We start from the raw sequence: 19,293 nt of genomic DNA, 5'->3' as shown, positions 1-19,293 counted from the left end.
CTCCATGGTTATAAATCATCTATTTTCCCGTTAAAAAGAAGCGAAACTGGGACGCATCCGGTAAGCCATCACTAAACCAAAGCTGAGGCTCAATGGTGTCTGATCCTTCACTCCACCAGATCGTTGGATGACTATATTCAGACTTTAAATCCAGATTACGCAAACCGGCCCGCTGCGGCTCAAGGTTGTGCATAACGGCCACCGGTTTTATGGCCCGAAACAGATCCACTGAGGGGTATGCGGGCAGCAGCTTCAGATTACTGGTCTGGTGACAAAACAGAGGAAAGTCAAAGTTATCCTCAAGCGAGTCAAACAGCAGTGTCTCAATCTGCATCAGCAACTCTTCCTGATCTTCGAGTTGTTTCAGGCAAACAAACGGGGTTGAAACCGGCACGGCTATCAGACAGGGAAACTTACGTCCGACACTGTCGATACTGGGGATAAAGACGCCCAGCCAGCCATGGCTATCTAAAATGCCCGGCGAGATATAAAACTGCCACACCGGAGCGATCATATAATGTTCGCTCCAGCTGTCATTCATATATCCTTTGCTGCTGGTCATGCCCTGCTGTAGCCAACGATCCAGATTGCCAATGCAGTGACGGCTAAGGCCCCGACTGACAAAGTCCCCTTTGCAGGGCACCTTACCGTAAAAGCCACTCTGCACCGGACTCATATCAGAGTGATTCCTGACAGCGGAATCCCGCTAGCAGGTCATCAGCAAAAGGGTTAATGACACTTTTAGCACGCAGTTCAAAGGTGGCACTCAACCCATCTTCAGCAAAATTCACTTCATACACGGCCCGGTTATCCGTAATATTCAGCTGAGATTTATTCAACAGACGAAACCAGGCCCAGGGACCATCTTCAGTGCTGGACTTAACCTCACCATCAAGTCCTTCAAAGCGCAGGCGCACAGTGTCACTATCGAGCGAAGGCCAGGTGACGGCACTGGAACGGCGAGGCCCGTGACGATAGATTACTTCCTGTGAACCGATACTGAGAAAGAATTTTGATGCGTCTGTATCCAGCCTGACCGGTCGCATCACGAAAGGCACCGACAGTTCGCCATTGCGGAAAAACGTTTCTTTAATATCATTCGCTTTCTGTAGCTGAAGCAGGGTCTCTTTCGTCAGACCGATCTTCTGACCGTCGACTTCACGCTCAACCCAGGTTCGCCCTTTGGTATCAATAAAGTCTCTCAGGTAGGTATTTACAAAACTATCCAGGGTGCCATCCGGGCCAAAGAAACGACTGAAATCCTCCAGTGTGACTTCTGAGCTGGCATTGGCTTTAACCGGATAGCGTCCCTCAAGGAAGTTCTTGCACTCATAAGTAACCTGAGACTGCCAAAGTTGATTCAACTCTGTTTTGGTGTTGTCCAGCACCACCGACCAGTTCTGAGCACCCAGGGCCCCCAGCCACCCTTGCATCATCTCAGGCATATCTGCCTGATAGCTGTTCACTTTTGCCAGTGGATCGGTTTTATTGCGGGAGATCCGTCCCTGAACCGCATCAATCGCGCCGGTGCTGGAGAACGATGAATTAGCGGCATCATCCATATAGCTACTCAGTTCAGCCAGATCCTGACTCAGCCGATCCAGCAGGGATGAGCTGCCTCGTTTCTCCATTAATTTGTAGTACGGCGTATAATAACGCTCAACCTGTTGCCCAAGATCGCCTCCCAGATTATCGAGCAAGCCAGCTTTTTTGGCATCACGCATCAGGCGACTGACCTTCTGCTGCTTCACAGCCACCCCCTGATTAACACTGGAAAGAGTACGTGCCAACTGATCAGACCCTTCACCCTGCTCTGCCGAAAACGGTTTTGTCAGCGTCGTTTCCTCATTCAGGGTCTCCACTAAATGACGTAACGGGCTATCCAGACCTGCGGCAACAGAGATCTGTCGGATGCTCGCTTCCGCGTTGGCAGGACGTTGCATCGTCATGTCATTGATCATGCCATCCCAGTGCTGAATAAAGTCGTCATAATACAAACCGAGCACTTTACGCTGCAGGGTATCGCTGTCCATAAAATGACGTGACTGATAGCGGTCCCCCATCACCCAGTTATTGTCGATATACTCCTTTGAAAGCGTGGTACTGTTGGGCAGGAAAAGTGTGTAGAAGCCTTGTTTGGTAAATACGCCAGACATGACAAATGTCGTCAGATCGCCGCCATGCTTACTCTTAAAAAGATCAAACGCATAAGGGCCAAACACCTGATCCAGTGCCAGATCATATTTATGTTCCTGACTCAACTCTCTGAGAATCGCCTGATAGACCTGTTTCTCTAAAGGATCGGTCGACAAAATTCGCCGTGCATAGGAGACAATCTCCTCATTCAGGGTAACCGGCAGAAAGCCGTTCTCCATCAGCACCTGCATATGCCCGCTCAGATCATTCACTGCCTGTTCGTCAAGGGCATAGGTTTCCTGCCAGTCAAGCACCGCCCAGGTCGTTAGCAGTTCAGCATCGTAGGGTTTTACGCCGCCATACATCAGGTAGGTTTTCAGCAGTTCATAGAGGCTGGAGGTCTGTTTGGGATCACTGGCAATAATCAGCTCTTCAATCCGTGCGGTCAGCACCGGCAGCAAGGCACTTTGCAAAAGATTCAGATACGCCGAACGTGCACCCTGGGTGAGGGTGTAACCCTGATACAGCCCGAAGGTATGGTCAACACCCGCGTCATCGTAAAGTCTGGTTGCATCACGCAGGGTGTTCAACTCCGGCAATACAGCCAGAAAATCAGCTTCAAACATCGGCACCTGCACTGACTGTTCAGAAAAGCCGGTATTCAGCTGAGTCAGTTGCTGAATTTTTTGTTCATTATTCAAAAATGACCAGCTCAGCAGGCCGGTGCCAACCAGAAATACCGCCAGCGCGCCAGTAACAACCAAACGTTGCATCCAGCGACGCCGTCTGATCAGTTGCTGGTCAACCCCAGCGATTCCGGCTTCGACAAAGATCACCCGCTGCAACAGGTTTTTGAGAAAGAAGCTTTTACCACGACCACTGGCGCCCACCAGTGTCGAATTACTGAAACCAAAACTCTTTGCCAGCGACCCCAGCAAACGGTCAATAGGTGTCCCCGCCTGAGTCCCACTGGTAAAGTAAACACCGCGCAACAGTGCTCCCTCGCTATAGCGATTAGTACTGAAGATTTCCCCCAGGAAGATAGAGATAATATCGCGCAGCCCGGCAAACTGACGGGGAAAGCCCATAATCAGGGTACGCTTATCAGGATCCTGTTCCTGATACATCCGCTCGATTAATTGCTGTTCGAGGCGCAATGTCAGTGCGTCAAATTTGTCAGCATAATCATCAATATTAAACTGAGGCCGACCGGACTCAGGCAGCTGAAATGTTTCACCCCAGACCTGTGCCCGGGCGTCACGGTCGTAATGGCCGAAGAACTCACTGAAACCAGAGATCAAATCACACTTGGTGAAGGTAAAATAGACCGGCGCTGAGATCCCGAGATGTTCATTTAACTCCTCGATACGTCGTCGGATAGTCTGCGCATACAACGCTCTTTCGTCGTCGGATTGCTGCATCAGATCCGCAACACTCATGGTCACCAATACGCCATTGACCGGCTGTTGCGGGCGATTCTTTTTCAGCAGATCCATAAACTGCTGCCACGCCGCCCGGTCAACCGATTCATGGCTATCCTGAGTGGTAAAACGACCGGCAGTATCAATCATCACCGCCTCGTCGGTAAACCACCAGTCGCAATGGCGAGTACCACCAATCCCCTGAATCGCCTCGCTGCCCATCCGGTCAGCCAGCGGAAAATTTAGCCCTGAGTTAATCAGTGCGGTGGTCTTACCCGAACCCGGTGGGCCGATAATGATATACCAGGGCAGCTCATAGAGATTGGCGGCTTTACCGGAGCCGCCCTTACTGTTGCGCAAAATCTGTAATGCTTCATCAAACCGGCCACTGATGATCGCCTGTTCATCCTCTCGGGCACTCTCCGCCAGATAGGCCTGATCCAGCTGTTCACTCCCCAGATCATCCAGCAGTTGTTCATTTTTTTTCTTTTGCCGCCAGAAAAACAATGCCGTTATACCTGCCCAACAGAGCACAACGATTACAATCGCCAGAAGTCGGGCAAACTCGCTGGCAAGAAAATAATTTTCAGCAATGGCAAATAATGGCCCGATAAACCAGATCAGCAATGCGAGACAGATAATCCCGATACTCTGAATAAACCATCGATTGGTGATAATCCTGATTAACTTTTTCACGTGTCTTCCTGTCAATCCCTGAACAAAACATGCTCGCCATTAAGGCATTACTATTTTCGCAGCAGAATCTCTACCCTGCGGTTCAGTGCCCGGTTCAGATTGGAGTTATTCTCCACCAGAGGGGCGCTGGAGGCCTTACCCTCAACCCGCATTACCACACCCTCTTCCAACTGACTCAGCAACACTTCGGCAACGGACTTGGCCCGGGCCTGTGACAGCGCCCAGTTCGAGGGATAACGGGTAGAGAAAATAGGCACATTATCGGAGTGTCCTTCGATAATAATTGGTTTACCCACACCTTTAAGCTGTGTACCGATTCGCTCAACCAAGGGGACAAACTCGTGGGACAGACCCGCCTGCCCTGAGGGGAACAGTCTTGCATGACGTAATCGCAGCCTGACCTGATTTTCCTCATCGATCAGCTCGACCGTGCCGGCTGCAAGCTCTTCCACTAACTCCGGTTCCAGCAGCGCAAAATAATCAATCGTCTCAGGTGCCAAATCAGGCTCTGTCACTGCAAACAGCGGCGCAGCCAGACGGTCAATATTCACCGGGGTCACTTCAATAACCGGGGTACGGCTGATACCGGAAAATTGTTCCATCAACTGATCAGACTTCTGGGTTATCTTCCAGATAAACCCAAGAAACGCGGCCATCAGCAGGAACAGACAAAATGCCCAGATCACCCAGAAAGGTAGATATCGGGCGATGCCGATACGTCGATCAGACACACCTTCCCAGTGAGGGGAGAGCCCTTCAGACTCATAGTTGCGGTGCCGGTTAATAAGAATATAGAGCTCGCTGCGCAGACGATCCAGCTCCCGTCGACCATTGGCCATGCGCCGGTATTTGCCTTCAAAGCCCAGAGACAAACACGCAAAATAAAACTCCAGCAGCTCAAGATTACTAGCCGGACGTTTCATCAACTCATTCAGATAACTAAAGAAGCGCTCACCACCCCAGGCTTCCTGATGACGGGTAATCAGCAAACTTTCACTACCCCAGCGACTGTTACTGCCCCAGGGAGTATTCAGTACAATCTCATCGATCAGCGCGCACAGGGGATAACTGATGTATTCACTGTTTTCCCGCCCTCCGGACACGCCCCAGCCTTGAGACTCATACAGTTGAATCTGATCCAGCGCATATCGACGAAACTCTTCCAGATCAGGACACTCAACCGTATTCTGAATTTTGCCCAGGAATGACAGCAGCGGAGTAACCAGTTGCAACAGTGGATTTTCACCCTGAGAGATTGCTCCCTGTACGATTGCCCCCGAACCCGGCTGCTCATAATTGGGCTCCGGCGCAGATGCCCCCGCAGACTGATGTAAAGAGTGACCGTACTGAGCGTTGTCAGCCCTGGGGGCTGGCTGCCGCGGAACTGGTTCCGCTGGTCGCCGGTCAGGGGTTCCTGTATTGCGGGGTTTACGCCCCCCCGGCATCGGGCGAATTACGGTTTGATCATCCATGATTTACAACTATCTATCTGCGTTTAATGGCCCAGAACTGGCATTCAAGCCCTGGGAACTCGCCCCCCACATGGAAAGCTATACCACCGGATTTATCCAACTCTTTCCAGATCTCATGACTGGTATCAAGCTGAAAATAGGTAAACCCTGCGTGGTAAGGTATTTCCCGTGGGGCTACCGGTAACGGAGCAATAGGAATACCCGGCAATGCGCTGGTAATAAGCTCTCGTATACGTTCAACCGGACCGATCTTAATCTGTTGCGGAAACTGAGTACGTAGTTTTTCCTGAGCAACCTGAGCACTGACAGCAAAAATAAAGTCAGCACTTTTTAGCAATACACGGTCGCGGATTCTGGCAGCCCGGATACCATACTGTTCAGGTGAAAGGGGAATGCCTTCAGCTATCTGCTCAAGTACCGTGCCGAAGCAACCTTTCAACTCTTCCAGCAGCGGAAGAAACGTACCGATCAGATTATCCTGCTGATATTCAGCAAACTCGGGTGGACGCTTTTCCGGCTTCATAAAGGTGGCCAGTTCGCCCACCAGCTGCAGTAACCGCTCATACAGTTCCAGCGGCGACATCTCTGGCACCTGACGGTACAACGACAACACAGGGTCAAAACGATTCAGTAACTGAAGCAACATAAAGTCAGTCACTTCGGCAACGCCCCCCTTACCGCCGGAACTGCTCACCCGGGCCGCAAGTTCACGGGCACGGGTAGTCAGCATCGCTTGCAGCTCAGTGAGAAAGTTCTGTAACAGGTCTGAAGCCCCGATATCAAGCAAAGGCGGGATAAATTGCTGACGAAGACGGATCTGCCCGCCTTTTACCTCTTCAATTTGCGCCACCGCTAAACGGGTATAACCATCGGGCACCCGGTTTTCAGAGTTCTGCCGGGCATCTTCAATAAACAGACGTAAGCGCAGCTCGCCGACCTGAATACTGGTCTGTTCATTTTCAACTGAAGCCATATCAGCCACTTCAACGGATTTAGGCAGATAGCGCACCAGGCTATTACGGTTGTCGTTACTACCCACCTCCGTAATGCCTGATTGTTGCAATGGAATTGCCAGATAAATGATCGCATCGGAGATTGAGTCATTAACCAGCACAGGCAACGGCGGTGCATCACCGGTATGCATATCAAAGCTGGTACCATCGGCAAAACAACCGGCACAGTCATCCAGCGAAACTTCGCCAATTTTCAAATTGGCTGAGTTTACTTTCAAGCGGGAAAATCCCCAGTTAAAACAGCCGATCGCACGAATGCGGTTATTAATTTCCTTCAACAGATACTGGTCATGCTGTTGAAAGTGCTGCGGCCGAAGGAACATGCCTTCATGCCAGATAACTTTATTCGTCACTCCGTGACTCCACTTCAAAAATCCAAAATCAGGCTTAAATTCAAATCACAATAAACGGTGTTTAATTGAGCAGATCAAGTGTCAGTTGATTGTCCTTGAGTCGAACCTGAACCGACTGATCCTTTTCAGCATGCACAGCAACCACCTTTTTCATCACACCGTTGTCAGTATTCTGAAACGCAGCCAACACGCCGACGAATTCTGTATTCTTATCCAGCAGTGTTTTTTTAATCGCCGATCCCCCGGGATTAACGATCATCTCATCACGCAATAAAAGGTCGCCGGACAACAAAGCACTGTCATTGTCGTAGAGAGCAAAAAAGTCGCTCTCTTTAAACAGGGCATCATCTTCTAACTGATAGATACGCACAACAGTCGGGGAGGGTCGTCCATCGAGATCCTGATTAACAGAGGAATCCGCAATAACAGAAACAACAAGCTCTGGGGGTGGAGGCGGGGGCTCATCATCAGACAGCATATCTGAAACGGTAGAGCAGCCATTTAGCAGTGTGGTGGCGATAAGCAGCATAAAAAATTGCCGCCAGGATCGCTCCAAAAATCCCTGGAACATAGTGAACTCCCTTTCTAAGAAGGTGAATTAAACCCTAAATCCCCTGTTTATTGCAATGTTCTGGAGCAATAGATATAAAAAAACCGACCCGCAGGTCGGTTATTAGCAGACAAAAACCTGAGATATCAGGCTTTTGGCAGACGCCAGTCATCAGAACCGGAGGTTCCGGCAACTTCATGAGTCCAGCTGATCTTACGATAAGTGAAGGCAACATCTTCCATGTGAGTGAAGTGTTCCATTGCAGGATCCTGACAGTTAGGCATGTGAGCCTTGATATCAACAATCATTGCATCTTCCAGCACATGAGTGAAGTAATGCTCTTGCTGACCCGTCATAGAGGTGCGGAACCATTTCAGTTCGATACGTGGCAGACGCTCACCACTGGTCAGTGCTTCAAACAGTTTCGGTGAAGACTTGTCATAAATTTTAGAAATAACCAGCGCATCATGTACACGCTGACCACTCGGCTGACCACTTTGTGGGTCGCGAGGGATCATGATCTGATGGGAAAAGCCCTGAACAGTGATTTCGTTTTCATGACCTTCCTGATAACGATTCCCCATAGACTCCATGCTGTTAGCGCCTTCGGTGATATTACCCTGAGTTTCGCCTTGAATGGACATATAACCTGGTGTTGGCATTTTTTCTCTCCTTAGATAGTGATGTTAGCCTGCCAGGTTTAAAGCACGGTTTGAGCCAAAAAATAAAATATATATATATTTCAATAACTTAATAATAATTTAAAATAAATATCAGATAGCACTCAATAGCCGCGCTGAGCAATAAATCGCGCAATCAATCACCACTGCGCAAAGTCACTCAACGCTCAACAGAGACTGCAATTTAATTTGCAGCGGATTTTCAATAGCATCGATCTGGTCAACATCAATGATCTCTTCAAAACCTGAGCTCCCTGAGAACTGAGCAACCATTCTCACCAGATCATTCTGCGGACGAAACGCAGCCACCCGGGATGTCAGCACAACAAAAGGAAGCGTGCCCGCAATTTTCGGCTGTCTCTCAATTGACACCTCATAACCTAACCCTTCCAGCAAACGAACCAGTCCCGGGCTATTCTCAAGCAACAGCCAGATCACCAGCGCATTCAACACAAACGGAGTAATAGAATCGTAATGAGGTTGCTCATCTTTAAGCTTTTCTGCGATCAGCCTGGGCAGATCATAACTGCAGTCATAACTAAGCACCCAGCGAACCGGCGAACTAAAACTCAGAACCGTCCCATCCAGATCATCACTATAGACCCAGGGTTCAGCAACTAACTCATTCTGAATAGCAGGCACAGGAGAGGACAGCTTTGCGTTGTAACCAAACGCATCACGCAAAACAGATTTGTAGTTCTCTAATATGATGGAATAGTTTTTCTCAGCACCAACAACTTTATCGCGGGTGGCACTCTGCATATATTCCCCCAATACCTTTCTGGGAGAAAACAACGGGGTGATGGTTTTCAGATACGCCTGAAGTTCTTTATTAAGAATGACAGAAACAGCCTTAGACCGCTCCCGCAGCTGAGTCATCTGCTCCAGCTGAATCTCTTTGATAGGCGTCATAGCTCCCTGCATCTCTCTTACTCCCTTAACGTGACAATCCTTTTGATTGTCGGAGTTTACTGCAGCCAGCACGTAAAAAAAAGCGCCATGCAACAACCTGCTATAAGTGAGAACAAAACAGCGCAACTATTGATTGCGCACCTGAATTTGCCCGATATTCTATGGAATATCAGGCACCTGTGGAGTGGCTTGATTTTTGCTTATTATAAAAAGGCCGTAGAGAGAAAAATAAGGATTCCAGCCATGGATAAGGTTTACCCGATTGCGATATTAATCGCCGCCATGACGACAACTGTCTCAGGCAACGCATCGGAGCGTGTGCCCCGTTTACCCTCATCCACCTACAATGTGGAGATCAGGCCCGATAACTACTATTACCACGAACAGCAACTGGGTGCCTGGTTTATCCAGTGCTATCAGCGTAAGCAACCTTCAGAACGTTACTGGCATTGCAATGCCTCTGACAGCGAAACCATCCGCCGATTCAGAACGACGCTGAAAGACCCGGCACTGGCATTTACTGATCAAGAATCTCAACCGGTTACTCAGGCGAATACCGCACCCGCCAAACAATCGACACTCGCACAGCAACCCATTGTTCAGGCGGAAACCGTCCCCGGCGCGAAAAATCCGATCGTTCAGAAAATACCGCATAAAAAGCACGAGTCTGCCCAACAACTGGCTTATATGCAGACAAACGAACATCAGAAAAAAGAGTTAGCGGGCAAAACCCACGAGACAAAGAAAAGTCAGACGCCAATAGCCCAGGAAACAATAGCCCAGACAAGAATAGTTCAGACAACAGCCCCCCAGACAGTAAAAAATCCGCCAATACAGAGCCAGGAGACACAACATCACTGGGTAATACAGAACACTGACTTTAACAACCCAGCATTGGAGCCGGAAACATATTATCTGCTCCAGCTGGCGGCCTTCCAGAACAAACAGGACGCCAGCCAATGGCAACAACGCTATCCGGATATAAAAACCCAGGTGATCAAAAGCCAGGGGAAATTCACTCAGTGGTTCAACGTCGTCACAGCGCAACCGGTTGAATACATCGAAGCCATCGCACTCTCTGAAACAATTAAAGATCAGACCGGCGAAACCCCCTGGATACGCGAGAAGAAAGAGCTTTTATAATCGACAGACCTGGCGGCTTGTTTATCCACTCCAGGATGCCAAGCCACCCAGTCACTTATCAGCCGATTGAGACACTACCAGACCCAGCCGCCACCGAACCACCACAACTGATCGCATCACCTACCCGGGCAGCAGGCCGTCCATTGATCATTACAGAAGAGGAACCTGCCGCGACCGCCCGTCCATGCGGCGGACACTTGCTACAGCCGTGCGGAGCAAGAGGATCACCTACACGAGCCGCCGGGATGCCATCAATCAGCACATCGCCACTACCTGAAATAATAGGCGATGGCGGAAAACATCCATGACCCGACCCAATATCACCTAAACGTGCCGCTTTTGGCATTTTAAACACTCCTTGATAATTGATATGCGATCACTATAGAAAAAACGCACGGCGCTCAGAAAAACGAATGCGCAGTTACGTCCTTTTCCTCAATCCTATCAGATCCTTCTGACCTTCCCGATATAACTTACTCTTGCAATTATATTCCGAGCTATGGGTTTACTGCTTATGTCGCTTCCACAATCTCTCTTTATTTTACGGGGTTAGCTTTTCAAATATTTTAAAATCCATGATTGTCTAGCCACTTCTTATCCTTCTTAATACTCTCAATAGCTTCCTGCAACTCATCGACCGTCCACCCCGCTGCAACACCGCCAAATGCACCATTATAAATCAAGATAACACTCACACCTTTTTCTCTTATTAAACTACTAAAGAAAGACGTTTCTTCACCCATATAATCAATAGTCACAGGGTAAGGCTTACGTTTTAACAAAAACAAACCCAATGTTTTTTTCTTTGCTTCAAAATAATCATTCAAACTCTTTATTTTTCGATTATAGGTATATACGTTTAATAAAGCCTGCCATTTCAGCCCCTCTAATTCATCTTCACCCACCTCTACCATAAACTGATCCAGAAGCTCGATACCATCTAAACTATTAGCAAAGAATACTATCTGCGTCTCTTCTTTAAGAGGGGCAGGCTTATCAAACTGATCATTGAGTGCTTCCCAGCCAATGCTATCTCCAAGATTAATAAACGCATATGCATAAGTACTGCTTGGTAGAAAAACCTGGTATAACAGAAAAATCAATAAAGAATATCTATACACATAAACCCTAACCATATTTTTCATTTCACATTCCATTGCTATAACTTATTAATTTTATCAAACGATAATTATGCGAATTCTAATTCCCGAATTGTATTTATCTATCAACGGTTATACCGCTTCCTCAGTTTGGTATCGTTTTCCCGCTTTAGTTTCTCGAAGGTTTGCATATCCATATCCCGCCAGTAATGGGGTGGACGCTTGGTTTTTTTATCATATTCTGCCGTGGTCGGGTCAAGGTGCCGAAACTCTTCATGGTCGGGGTCATCCGAGAGCGGTTGGGTAACATCCATAAAGTATTGCATAGAGTCCCAGTCTGCCGCGCACTCCTGCCAGAGTTCGGAAGGTTTATAGAAATCAGACAGGTCGATGCCCCAGTCATCTTTATAATGAGCTAACACCAGGTTGTATCGCAGCAGACCGCTGGGCAGCGGGGCGCTGTGCAGATAACATTCCATCTCACTGAACGGCGCTTCATGAAGCACCACGTTTTTCTTTTTCTGATGGTATTTAGTCACCAGGCCGCTTTCACGACAAAGATACCAGGCACGGTAATCCTTGGTGCTGTGGAATAGTTCAGGATTAAATTTCCTTAAAAAAGCAGATATTAACCAACTAAATAAACAGGGGGCAAGAATAATACCAGGGACTATTAAATACTCTGCACTAAAAGGTTCATCTCTTAGTGCTAATAAAAACAAAACGGTGAAGACACCTCCACCACCTAAGTATAAAGATAGAAAACGCCCCACCCCATACATTAAATTAAGTGCATATGAAAGCTTGTTATAACGTATTGGGCTGATACCTATATGTGCAAACTGAGCGACACTCAGTAACTGCTGCAGTATCTTCTGCTCCTCTTTTGTCAATGTCCCATTTGCAGCCTTTTCCTTAATACCGGGTTCGTCATCCCGCTCGCACTCTCTAAGCGTATCTGGAGTAACATTAAACGTATCCCGGGGCAGCACCTCCTCAGTCGGCACTATCCTTGCGAGATACTTACCCTTGCGATAACGATTCCGTAGCCCCGGCTCACGGTATAAAAGGCTTTTATCCGGCCGGTAGGCGGTGGCTTTATACTCTGCCACTGGCGGGTTGAGAAAGGTGTCCAGATCCATCATGGTCGTTCGCTGTCCTTTTATGATTAGCTACCGTAGCTGAGCTCATCGGCCCAGCCCGGCTGATTCTCTTGTTCAAAATTGGGGTTTACGGCCAGGTTATTTTTCCTTTCTGCTGCATCATCCAGGGGTTTCAGATTAGGAAAAGAGTATAGATCGCAATCGGCTATCAACATACGCCAGCGGGCTTTCACCGCCCAGTCATATCTAACATTCTCTCTGGACGATGACGTTCCTTCTGATGGTGGGGTTGACACAATAATCTCCAGCCCACCGTCAATCTTGTTATAGCCCTCCACCGACCTTTTTTGATAGACCTTACGGTTATCTTCCACAGTAACGGCGCTGATATCGATCATTGTAATATTGTTCTGACGCAGTCGCAGGTAACACTCGAGCCCGGCATCATCCGGCAGGTTACTCTGGATGCTGATGGTTTGCAGGCGATTGCCTTTGCTATCAAAGCTACCGTTATCTCGAATGGAGATACGGATGCCCGCAAACAGATTCAGCAGCCGGATATAGGCTTCCTCCTCATTTTGCAGCCAGGGAGCATCATCTTTTTCACTGCCAAAGGGGCCATGTTTGATCCACTCCTCTAAGGGGGTATCGGTGAGCCAGATACTCAGCCCCACTCCGCCCAGCATCAGCACCAGACCTACCCAACCCACCGGTCCCAGCCCGGTCAGCAGACCCGAGGCAGTCATCATCGCCGTGCCCAGCGCTGCTGCAACCAGGGCAGCGCCCTTATCATTATCGCCTTTATCAAACGCATTAATCGCATCCCAGATAAAGGCAGCAGTACATAAAACCCCCGACGCAGCAGTCGCGATCCAGACCCGGGTTATCTGTTGCGGGAGTCTCTCAGCCAGTCTCGTACTAAACGCTTGTGCCGATTTATTAAAAGCAGATCCTGCACTGTTATCAAAAACGACTTTTGCACCGGCTCTTGCCAGAATATTGGGGTTGCCGCCACCTCCTGCCCAGTATTCGTGGTAAAACTTACCCGCATTCATCAAAGCTACAGGCAGATCTATTAGTGCTGCAGAAATAAAATCAAAAGCAGCTCTTGATATACTTTTTTCTCGAACCCCTGTTACAGCTAACTTCAAATTCCACATTTCAAACAGCAATAAGGCAAACGGCAGCTGTACCTTTTGCTCCAGCTGTCCCAGTTTGATAAACCGGTCCACTCTTCGGCCTTCTCTGGCCAGATCGACATTCCGAACAACCTCAACCCCTCGCGCCTCACCGCTTGTTAACAGTGCTTCAGTTGCCTGTTGATGACGTCTCAGAATTCTTACAGCTTCGCTATTCGCGGGGGCGGTGATAAAACGCACCTCACTCAGCTGAAGCTCTGACAGAGAGCGGGCCGCGCGGGCACGGCTGGTACTGGCCTGAAGCTCACCGTTGGCTCCGCTGATATCGCCATAGAAACGTGCCTGATGACTTCCTGCGTGCCGGTACTGACGCTGGGCTTCGCTCAGGCCAAACCGCCTTCCTGTTGTCAGATCTTCGACACCCAGTACCACTTCGTTTACTGCGGCAGTTTTGCGGGCTTTAAAGGTGAGTTCATGAAGCAGTGGATCACTGCTTCGTAGCAGGTTAAACAGGTTACCATGCACTCGCATGGTTCGTTCCAGACTCTCGCCGGCTGCTGCACCCAACACCCGGGTCAGAGCTGTATTGGCAGTCTCTGTCAGTTTTGCGGTAACAAAACCAAAGACACTGGCTGCCCGTCTTGATTCAGTAAACAGATCAGGCCGGGCTTTTTTCAAGGCCAGCAGCGCCGTGACTTCAAATGTAGCCACCGAAGCCTCCTGAACCTCCAGACCTGCCTGCTGCTGCATATAGCCCAGCCGGAAACGGCCATCACCCATGTTTTCTTCCACTTCCTGTTGTGTCAAATACTGATCGACTGCCGGAGATGATTCACCCCGCAGCAACATCTCGCTTAACGGCTGGCCACTGTTGTGATTAAAGATATCCGCCACCAACTGGTTTGCCGGATCCTGAACCGGCGGACGAAACGGATCAGCGCCATTAAGTTTATCCAGAACACCCGGTTGACTGGTCAGTGGTGCGAGCAGATCAGTCACCAGTTTAAAACCGGCAATGTAATCCACGCCTTCCAGGCTGAAATAATCAGCCAGTAGTTGTTGATTATTGTGGTCTTTGATTTGTGCCATCAGATATTGCTGACTAGCTCGCCAGCTATTATCCAGGTTTTGTCGCTGTATTGTGCGGATCGTGCTATGAAAAGTCCCCCCCAGAAAACCTATATCTTCTCCATGAAAAAATTTAGATATCGGATTTTCTTTGCCGCCAATCGTTGGTGGCAGGCCCCGCAGGGCGAGCAATTCTGCACTACGGTAGTTAGGCTGCATCTGTTGACGCTGCAACAGGTGCTGCTGATATAATTGAACGCCTGCTACCGTTTGCGCCGCATGGCGCACCTGAAACAGGTTATCTGGCAACAATAAACCCGGTATATGACGCTGTTTAGCATCGATCCAGATATCCTCTACACTCGGTGCCTCCTGCCAAACCTCTTCAACCGGAGAGCATTGCTGATTCTGCTCATCCCGTAGGATTTTCTCCATTACCGCACCGCGTGCCTGCCCCGCATAAAGAAATGACTCTTTAGTGTCCTGGTCACCCCAACTGGCAGTACTAACTGCGGCAGCCCCTCCTTCTTCATACTTTTGTAGATCGTCATTGACACTCTGGAATAGCGTACTCAGATGGTTTGATTCCAGATCGGTACTATAACGTTCAGGGGTAGGGGTAAGTAGTTCCTCTGTAGAATCCCTTGGTCGTTGTGAGGGCTGCCGGGCAATATCCACCAGTCGCCCTGTTCGCAACTGCAGCGAAGGCTCAGCCCTTACACGACAACAGCGCTGGCGACGGGCGGCGGCATTATTTTGCAGATAATTAACCCGGGCAGCGGACCACTGCACTTCGCTAAAGGCCATTTCAACATCTGTGATTTTACCGCCCTGCTGGCGTATGGGTATCCACAACTCAGATAGTGGTTTACCCACCGGCTGACGCAGATTATCCGTGGTTTTAATCTGCTCCCCCTGACGATGATCGGTAAGACGAATATCCCGCATCTCCAGTTGATCAGCGTCATTGTGGCTAACCAATAGCTCTCGCCATAGCAGGCCCTTACGAAACAGGTAGAGATAACCAAACCTTGGCGGCAGAGCATATAATTTTTTATCCAGTAAACCAGTCCATTCGAGCATCGGAACGACAGGTTGCAAAGCATAATACTGCGCTTTTTCCTGACGTTTACACTGGTCAACTTCATCAAACAGGCTGACCCGGACAGGGGCTCCCTGTTCAGCTTCTATATCCAACCATACATTACGCTTGGGCTGCCCATCCCAGGGCCATTGCCAGAGTTCAAATGCCGGATGTTCTTGAAGATCAACCGACTCTACCGTTTTCTGATTGCTCAGCCACTCCTGCTCTTGCTGATTAGTCAGATCATAAAATGCAAAACGATGGCCTGCTGGGTGCTGCTTGCCATACACCTGAATAAACAGTTTTTTACTGTCGCATGCAGGGCCTATATTTGTGCCTGTGTTAGTTGTACTCATCCCTGTACCTTCGAATCCTGTAACAATTAAATCAGATGGCCTGTGGCAACAACAAATCGCTGCTGTTCTGTTGGCAATGCCCGTATCCGCTCAGCCGATTGCGGTATCGGGATATAAACAGCTTCACTGTCTGGACGGTGACATTGCTGCAGATATTGCAGAATCAATGATGTGTCACTTACACCGCAGTTCTGAATATCATCAATATAATGGCGCTGCAGCTGCCACCATTCGTCAGTTACGGGGCTTTCAGTATCAGTAAAAAGCGCTTTATGATGTTGTTTAATCAACTGATCGGTTTTAAGTCTGACCAGCGCTTGTTGCTGGCTCTCCGTTAGTTCCCACTCTTTCTGATCAGCACCACCCAGGTGCTGTTGCATATGCACATACCAGGTATCTGTTTGGCCTTTGAGTTCTGCGTGCCGCCAGATTACACCTGAGAGTTTACCCAGCCAGCGATCAGTGTCAGCTGCCGCGCTATCATTAAACAGGTAGTGGGCAATAACAGGGGATTGGAAATGTAGTAACCCCTGTCGCTGACCGTCAAAGCGGATGACTAATCGGTTCTGCAACTGCGCCAGCACTTGCGCAAAACTTAGTTCAGTTGACGCGATTAAAATAATACCCTGTGGCGCACTTTTTCCCTCTTCGCCAACCGCATAATATTCGAATAGCTGAGACGTTGTACCAAACTCAAAAAGCCAGGGGCTATAGCTCAATTGTTCGTTAAACAGAGTGCCGCTAAAAAGCGCCGCTTTTTCATCCAGATCCGCTACTTCAAATAGTGTTTGTAACTGTTCCGGATGAAAGTCGGCCAAAAGATACGCCGTCATGCCAGGCATATCATTTAATGTTTTTTCCAGAGTATTAATCATACCTGTTCCTAGTTCCGCCCACAGGGGCAATCACTCAACGGGCAACTGCCATCGGGTTGCTTCTGACACATCTGTGTAATTGGCTGATCAGTCACCCGGTCTTGTGCCACCTGATGCGTAAAGGCCGGTGTTGACTGCCAGGCCACCTGCTGTGGCAAGGGCTCGCTAATCTGACCGGGATCATCACTCTGTGCTTCAACAGGCGGTGTTGGCGGGGTCGGTGATGCTTTTGCCGCACTTCCGCCACCACCACCGGAGTTCAACTTGATACTGGCACCGGTTATGGTGACGCCTGAAGGATCCAGCTTGACCATACCACTGCCCGCTTTCAGGACGATCTCGGTGCCCGCGGTAATATAGATTTTCTGTCCGGCTTTCTGATGGATCTGCTGCCCGGCATAGAGGTGGCTTTTTTGCCCTACGGAGATATGCAGGTTCTGATCTACCGTCACGTGCTGGTTTTTATTGACCTGCTGGAACTGATCGCCCTGAGTCAGGTGATGTTCATCGCTGCGATACTCACTGTAAACCTTACCTTCGACAATTTTGTGCCTGTCATTACCCAGCCAGCTGCGATGGTCGTTTTTGGTCCGCTGATCGATATCTTTTTCAGCGTGATAGAAAACCTGCTCTTCACCCTTTTTATCTTCAAAACGGATCTCATTAAAACCATCACCGCCTTTGGTGGAGTTGGTTTTAATGGTGCAGCGGGTTTTGTGTTCCGGCAGCTTGTAAGGGGGGCGGTTGAGGCCGTGATACACCCGGCCAATCACCAGCGGTTTATCCGGGTCGCCTTCAAGGAAATCAACGATCACCTCTTCGCCAATACGGGGGATAAACATGCCGCCGAAACTGCCGCCGGCATGGATCTGACTGACCCGGATCCAGCAGGAGCTGGTTTCATTGCCCTGTCCTTCGCGATCCCAGTGGAACTGAACCTTGATGCGGCCATGCTCATCGGTGTAGATCTCTTCACCCTCGGGGCCGGTAACAGTCGCGGTCTGGGTGCCTTCGACGTGGGGGGATCTGACATCGGTTGTGGGGCGGAACGGTACGCTGAAAGGGACACACAGATAACTGTTGCTGTATTGGCTGCCTTCGGTCGATGCGCCCACTTCCAGCACCTGTGGCTGAGAACATTCATGCTCAACCCGCGCAATAAGATACTCACTATTGAGTGCATCCCGGTCGTGTCCGCTGAGTTCGAAACTATAACCCGGGGTCATCCGGTTGACGTCACTACTGCCCTTCGCCGATTGGCGATAACGGTTGAGGGACTCCAGCCGAATCAAGGCATTATTATTGCCTCGTCCTGAATCGATAAAGCGGCCCGGATGGTCGTAGATCTCCAGTGGCACGTCGAGTTCGCCGGATTTAGCCGATTCCAGTTTCAGGTTGGGCTTTTTAAAATCAAAATCCCGCAGGGTGACTTTACCGGGGACGATCGATTCGCTGTAGCTGAAGTTAAAGATGTGCTGTTCACGCACCGCTCCCTGACTGTCGTGGAAACAGTCCAGCAGCGGATCACCACTGATCGCCGGGTTAGAACCGGAGGTATCGCTGAACACCAGCACATGGCCTTCATCGCTGTGTTCGAAGTAGTAGTGAATCCCCTCTTCAGCCAGCAGCCGTTGAATAAAATCCAGCTCGGTTTCCCGGTACTGCACGCAGTAGTCATAATCCGGATAGCTTTTGAGCAGATCAAAACGGAACTCATCGGTGTTCAACCCGGCATCGGTGAGGATAGTCTGGATGATGACCTGGACATTCTGAAACTGGAAAATCCGGCTGTTCTGCCGATGCTGCAGCGCCCAGATTTTAGGCACCAGGCGGATATGATAGGTGCTCTGATTGACCCCCTGATCGCCAAGGGTGACTTCCGATACAATACCGTGGATATAGCGGGTGAGTTCATCGCTACCATCGGTCTGATCCAGCAGGGTAACAAACGCTGGCTGGCCGATCAGAGTAGCAAAATCGATATCTCCATCGTCGGAGACCACTTCGATGGCAAATTCAAACAGCGCCGAGATCTCCTCTGCGCCGTTAAGCCGTACCAGACTGAACTGTTCTGAATCGTCTGTATCCTGTAGCTGAAAGAAAAAGCGTTCTTCGTTCGCCTTTAAAAACACCATAACTCAATCCCTTGTATAAATAGATTCGCAGTATCAACACTACGAGGGCTTCCATAT

14 protein-coding genes are annotated in these 19,293 nt (G+C 49.3%); 1 reads left to right on the top strand and 13 read right to left on the bottom strand.

Features of this window, described 5'->3' with window-relative positions:
• Positions 1 to 19: 19 nt before the first annotated feature.
• From tagF to Q0499_RS22675, 7 genes are all read right to left on the bottom strand, one after another.
• Positions 20 to 676, bottom strand: a complete 657-nt coding sequence (gene tagF, locus Q0499_RS22705; protein ID WP_299205024.1) for a type VI secretion system-associated protein TagF — start codon at positions 674 to 676, stop codon at positions 20 to 22.
• Position 677: 1 nt separating this feature from the next.
• On the bottom strand, positions 678 to 4,253 hold the full coding sequence (tssM, locus tag Q0499_RS22700) for a type VI secretion system membrane subunit TssM (RefSeq protein WP_299205021.1): 3,576 nt from the start codon (positions 4,251 to 4,253) through the stop codon (positions 678 to 680).
• 50 nt (positions 4,254 to 4,303) lie between these two features.
• Positions 4,304 to 5,725, bottom strand: coding sequence for a type IVB secretion system protein IcmH/DotU (gene icmH / locus Q0499_RS22695; RefSeq protein ID WP_299205019.1), 1,422 nt, complete (start codon positions 5,723 to 5,725; stop codon positions 4,304 to 4,306).
• 13 nt (positions 5,726 to 5,738) lie between these two features.
• A complete protein-coding gene (gene tssK / locus Q0499_RS22690) occupies positions 5,739 to 7,091 on the bottom strand; it encodes a type VI secretion system baseplate subunit TssK (RefSeq protein WP_299205016.1) in 1,353 nt (450 codons plus the stop codon).
• A 61-nt stretch (positions 7,092 to 7,152) separates the two neighbouring features.
• Entirely contained in the window at positions 7,153 to 7,620 is a 468-nt protein-coding gene (tssJ, locus tag Q0499_RS22685) for a type VI secretion system lipoprotein TssJ (protein WP_299204988.1), read from the bottom strand.
• Positions 7,621 to 7,787: 167 nt separating this feature from the next.
• Positions 7,788 to 8,303 carry an Hcp family type VI secretion system effector gene (locus Q0499_RS22680; protein ID WP_299204985.1) on the bottom strand — a complete coding sequence of 172 codons (516 nt, stop codon included), beginning with the start codon at positions 8,301 to 8,303 and terminating at the stop codon, positions 7,788 to 7,790.
• A 174-nt stretch (positions 8,304 to 8,477) separates the two neighbouring features.
• A complete protein-coding gene (locus Q0499_RS22675) occupies positions 8,478 to 9,245 on the bottom strand; it encodes a hypothetical protein (protein ID WP_299204982.1) in 768 nt (255 codons plus the stop codon).
• 231 nt (positions 9,246 to 9,476) lie between these two features.
• On the opposite strand from Q0499_RS22675, the gene Q0499_RS22670 reads away from it, so the two are divergent.
• A complete protein-coding gene (locus tag Q0499_RS22670) occupies positions 9,477 to 10,376 on the top strand; it encodes a hypothetical protein (RefSeq protein ID WP_299204979.1) in 900 nt (299 codons plus the stop codon).
• A gap of 58 nt (positions 10,377 to 10,434) precedes the next feature.
• Here the strand turns inward: Q0499_RS22670 and Q0499_RS22665 are convergent, their stop codons facing one another.
• From Q0499_RS22665 to Q0499_RS22640, 6 genes are all read right to left on the bottom strand, one after another.
• Positions 10,435 to 10,722, bottom strand: a complete 288-nt coding sequence (locus Q0499_RS22665; RefSeq protein ID WP_299204976.1) for a type VI secretion system PAAR protein — start codon at positions 10,720 to 10,722, stop codon at positions 10,435 to 10,437.
• A gap of 220 nt (positions 10,723 to 10,942) precedes the next feature.
• The gene (locus Q0499_RS22660) at positions 10,943 to 11,521 is read right to left on the bottom strand and encodes a hypothetical protein (RefSeq protein WP_299204973.1); all 579 of its coding nucleotides are present in this window, start codon (positions 11,519 to 11,521) and stop codon (positions 10,943 to 10,945) included.
• Positions 11,522 to 11,601: 80 nt separating this feature from the next.
• Entirely contained in the window at positions 11,602 to 12,621 is a 1,020-nt protein-coding gene (locus Q0499_RS22655; protein WP_299204970.1) for a hypothetical protein, read from the bottom strand.
• Positions 12,622 to 12,644: 23 nt separating this feature from the next.
• A complete protein-coding gene (locus tag Q0499_RS22650) occupies positions 12,645 to 16,226 on the bottom strand; it encodes a hypothetical protein (RefSeq protein WP_299204967.1) in 3,582 nt (1,193 codons plus the stop codon).
• Between the two features lie 26 nt (positions 16,227 to 16,252).
• Positions 16,253 to 17,101 carry a DUF4123 domain-containing protein gene (locus Q0499_RS22645; protein WP_299204964.1) on the bottom strand — a complete coding sequence of 283 codons (849 nt, stop codon included), beginning with the start codon at positions 17,099 to 17,101 and terminating at the stop codon, positions 16,253 to 16,255.
• Between the two features lie 8 nt (positions 17,102 to 17,109).
• A complete protein-coding gene (locus Q0499_RS22640; protein ID WP_299204961.1) occupies positions 17,110 to 19,236 on the bottom strand; it encodes a type VI secretion system tip protein VgrG in 2,127 nt (708 codons plus the stop codon).
• Positions 19,237 to 19,293: the final 57 nt, after the last annotated feature.

The sequence above is a fragment of the uncultured Amphritea sp. genome (assembly GCF_937127095.1).
Lineage (GTDB): Bacteria > Pseudomonadota > Gammaproteobacteria > Pseudomonadales > Balneatricaceae > Amphritea.
The sequence above is the reverse complement of the archived record's forward strand: the minus strand, read 5'-3'. Positions and strand labels throughout refer to the sequence as shown.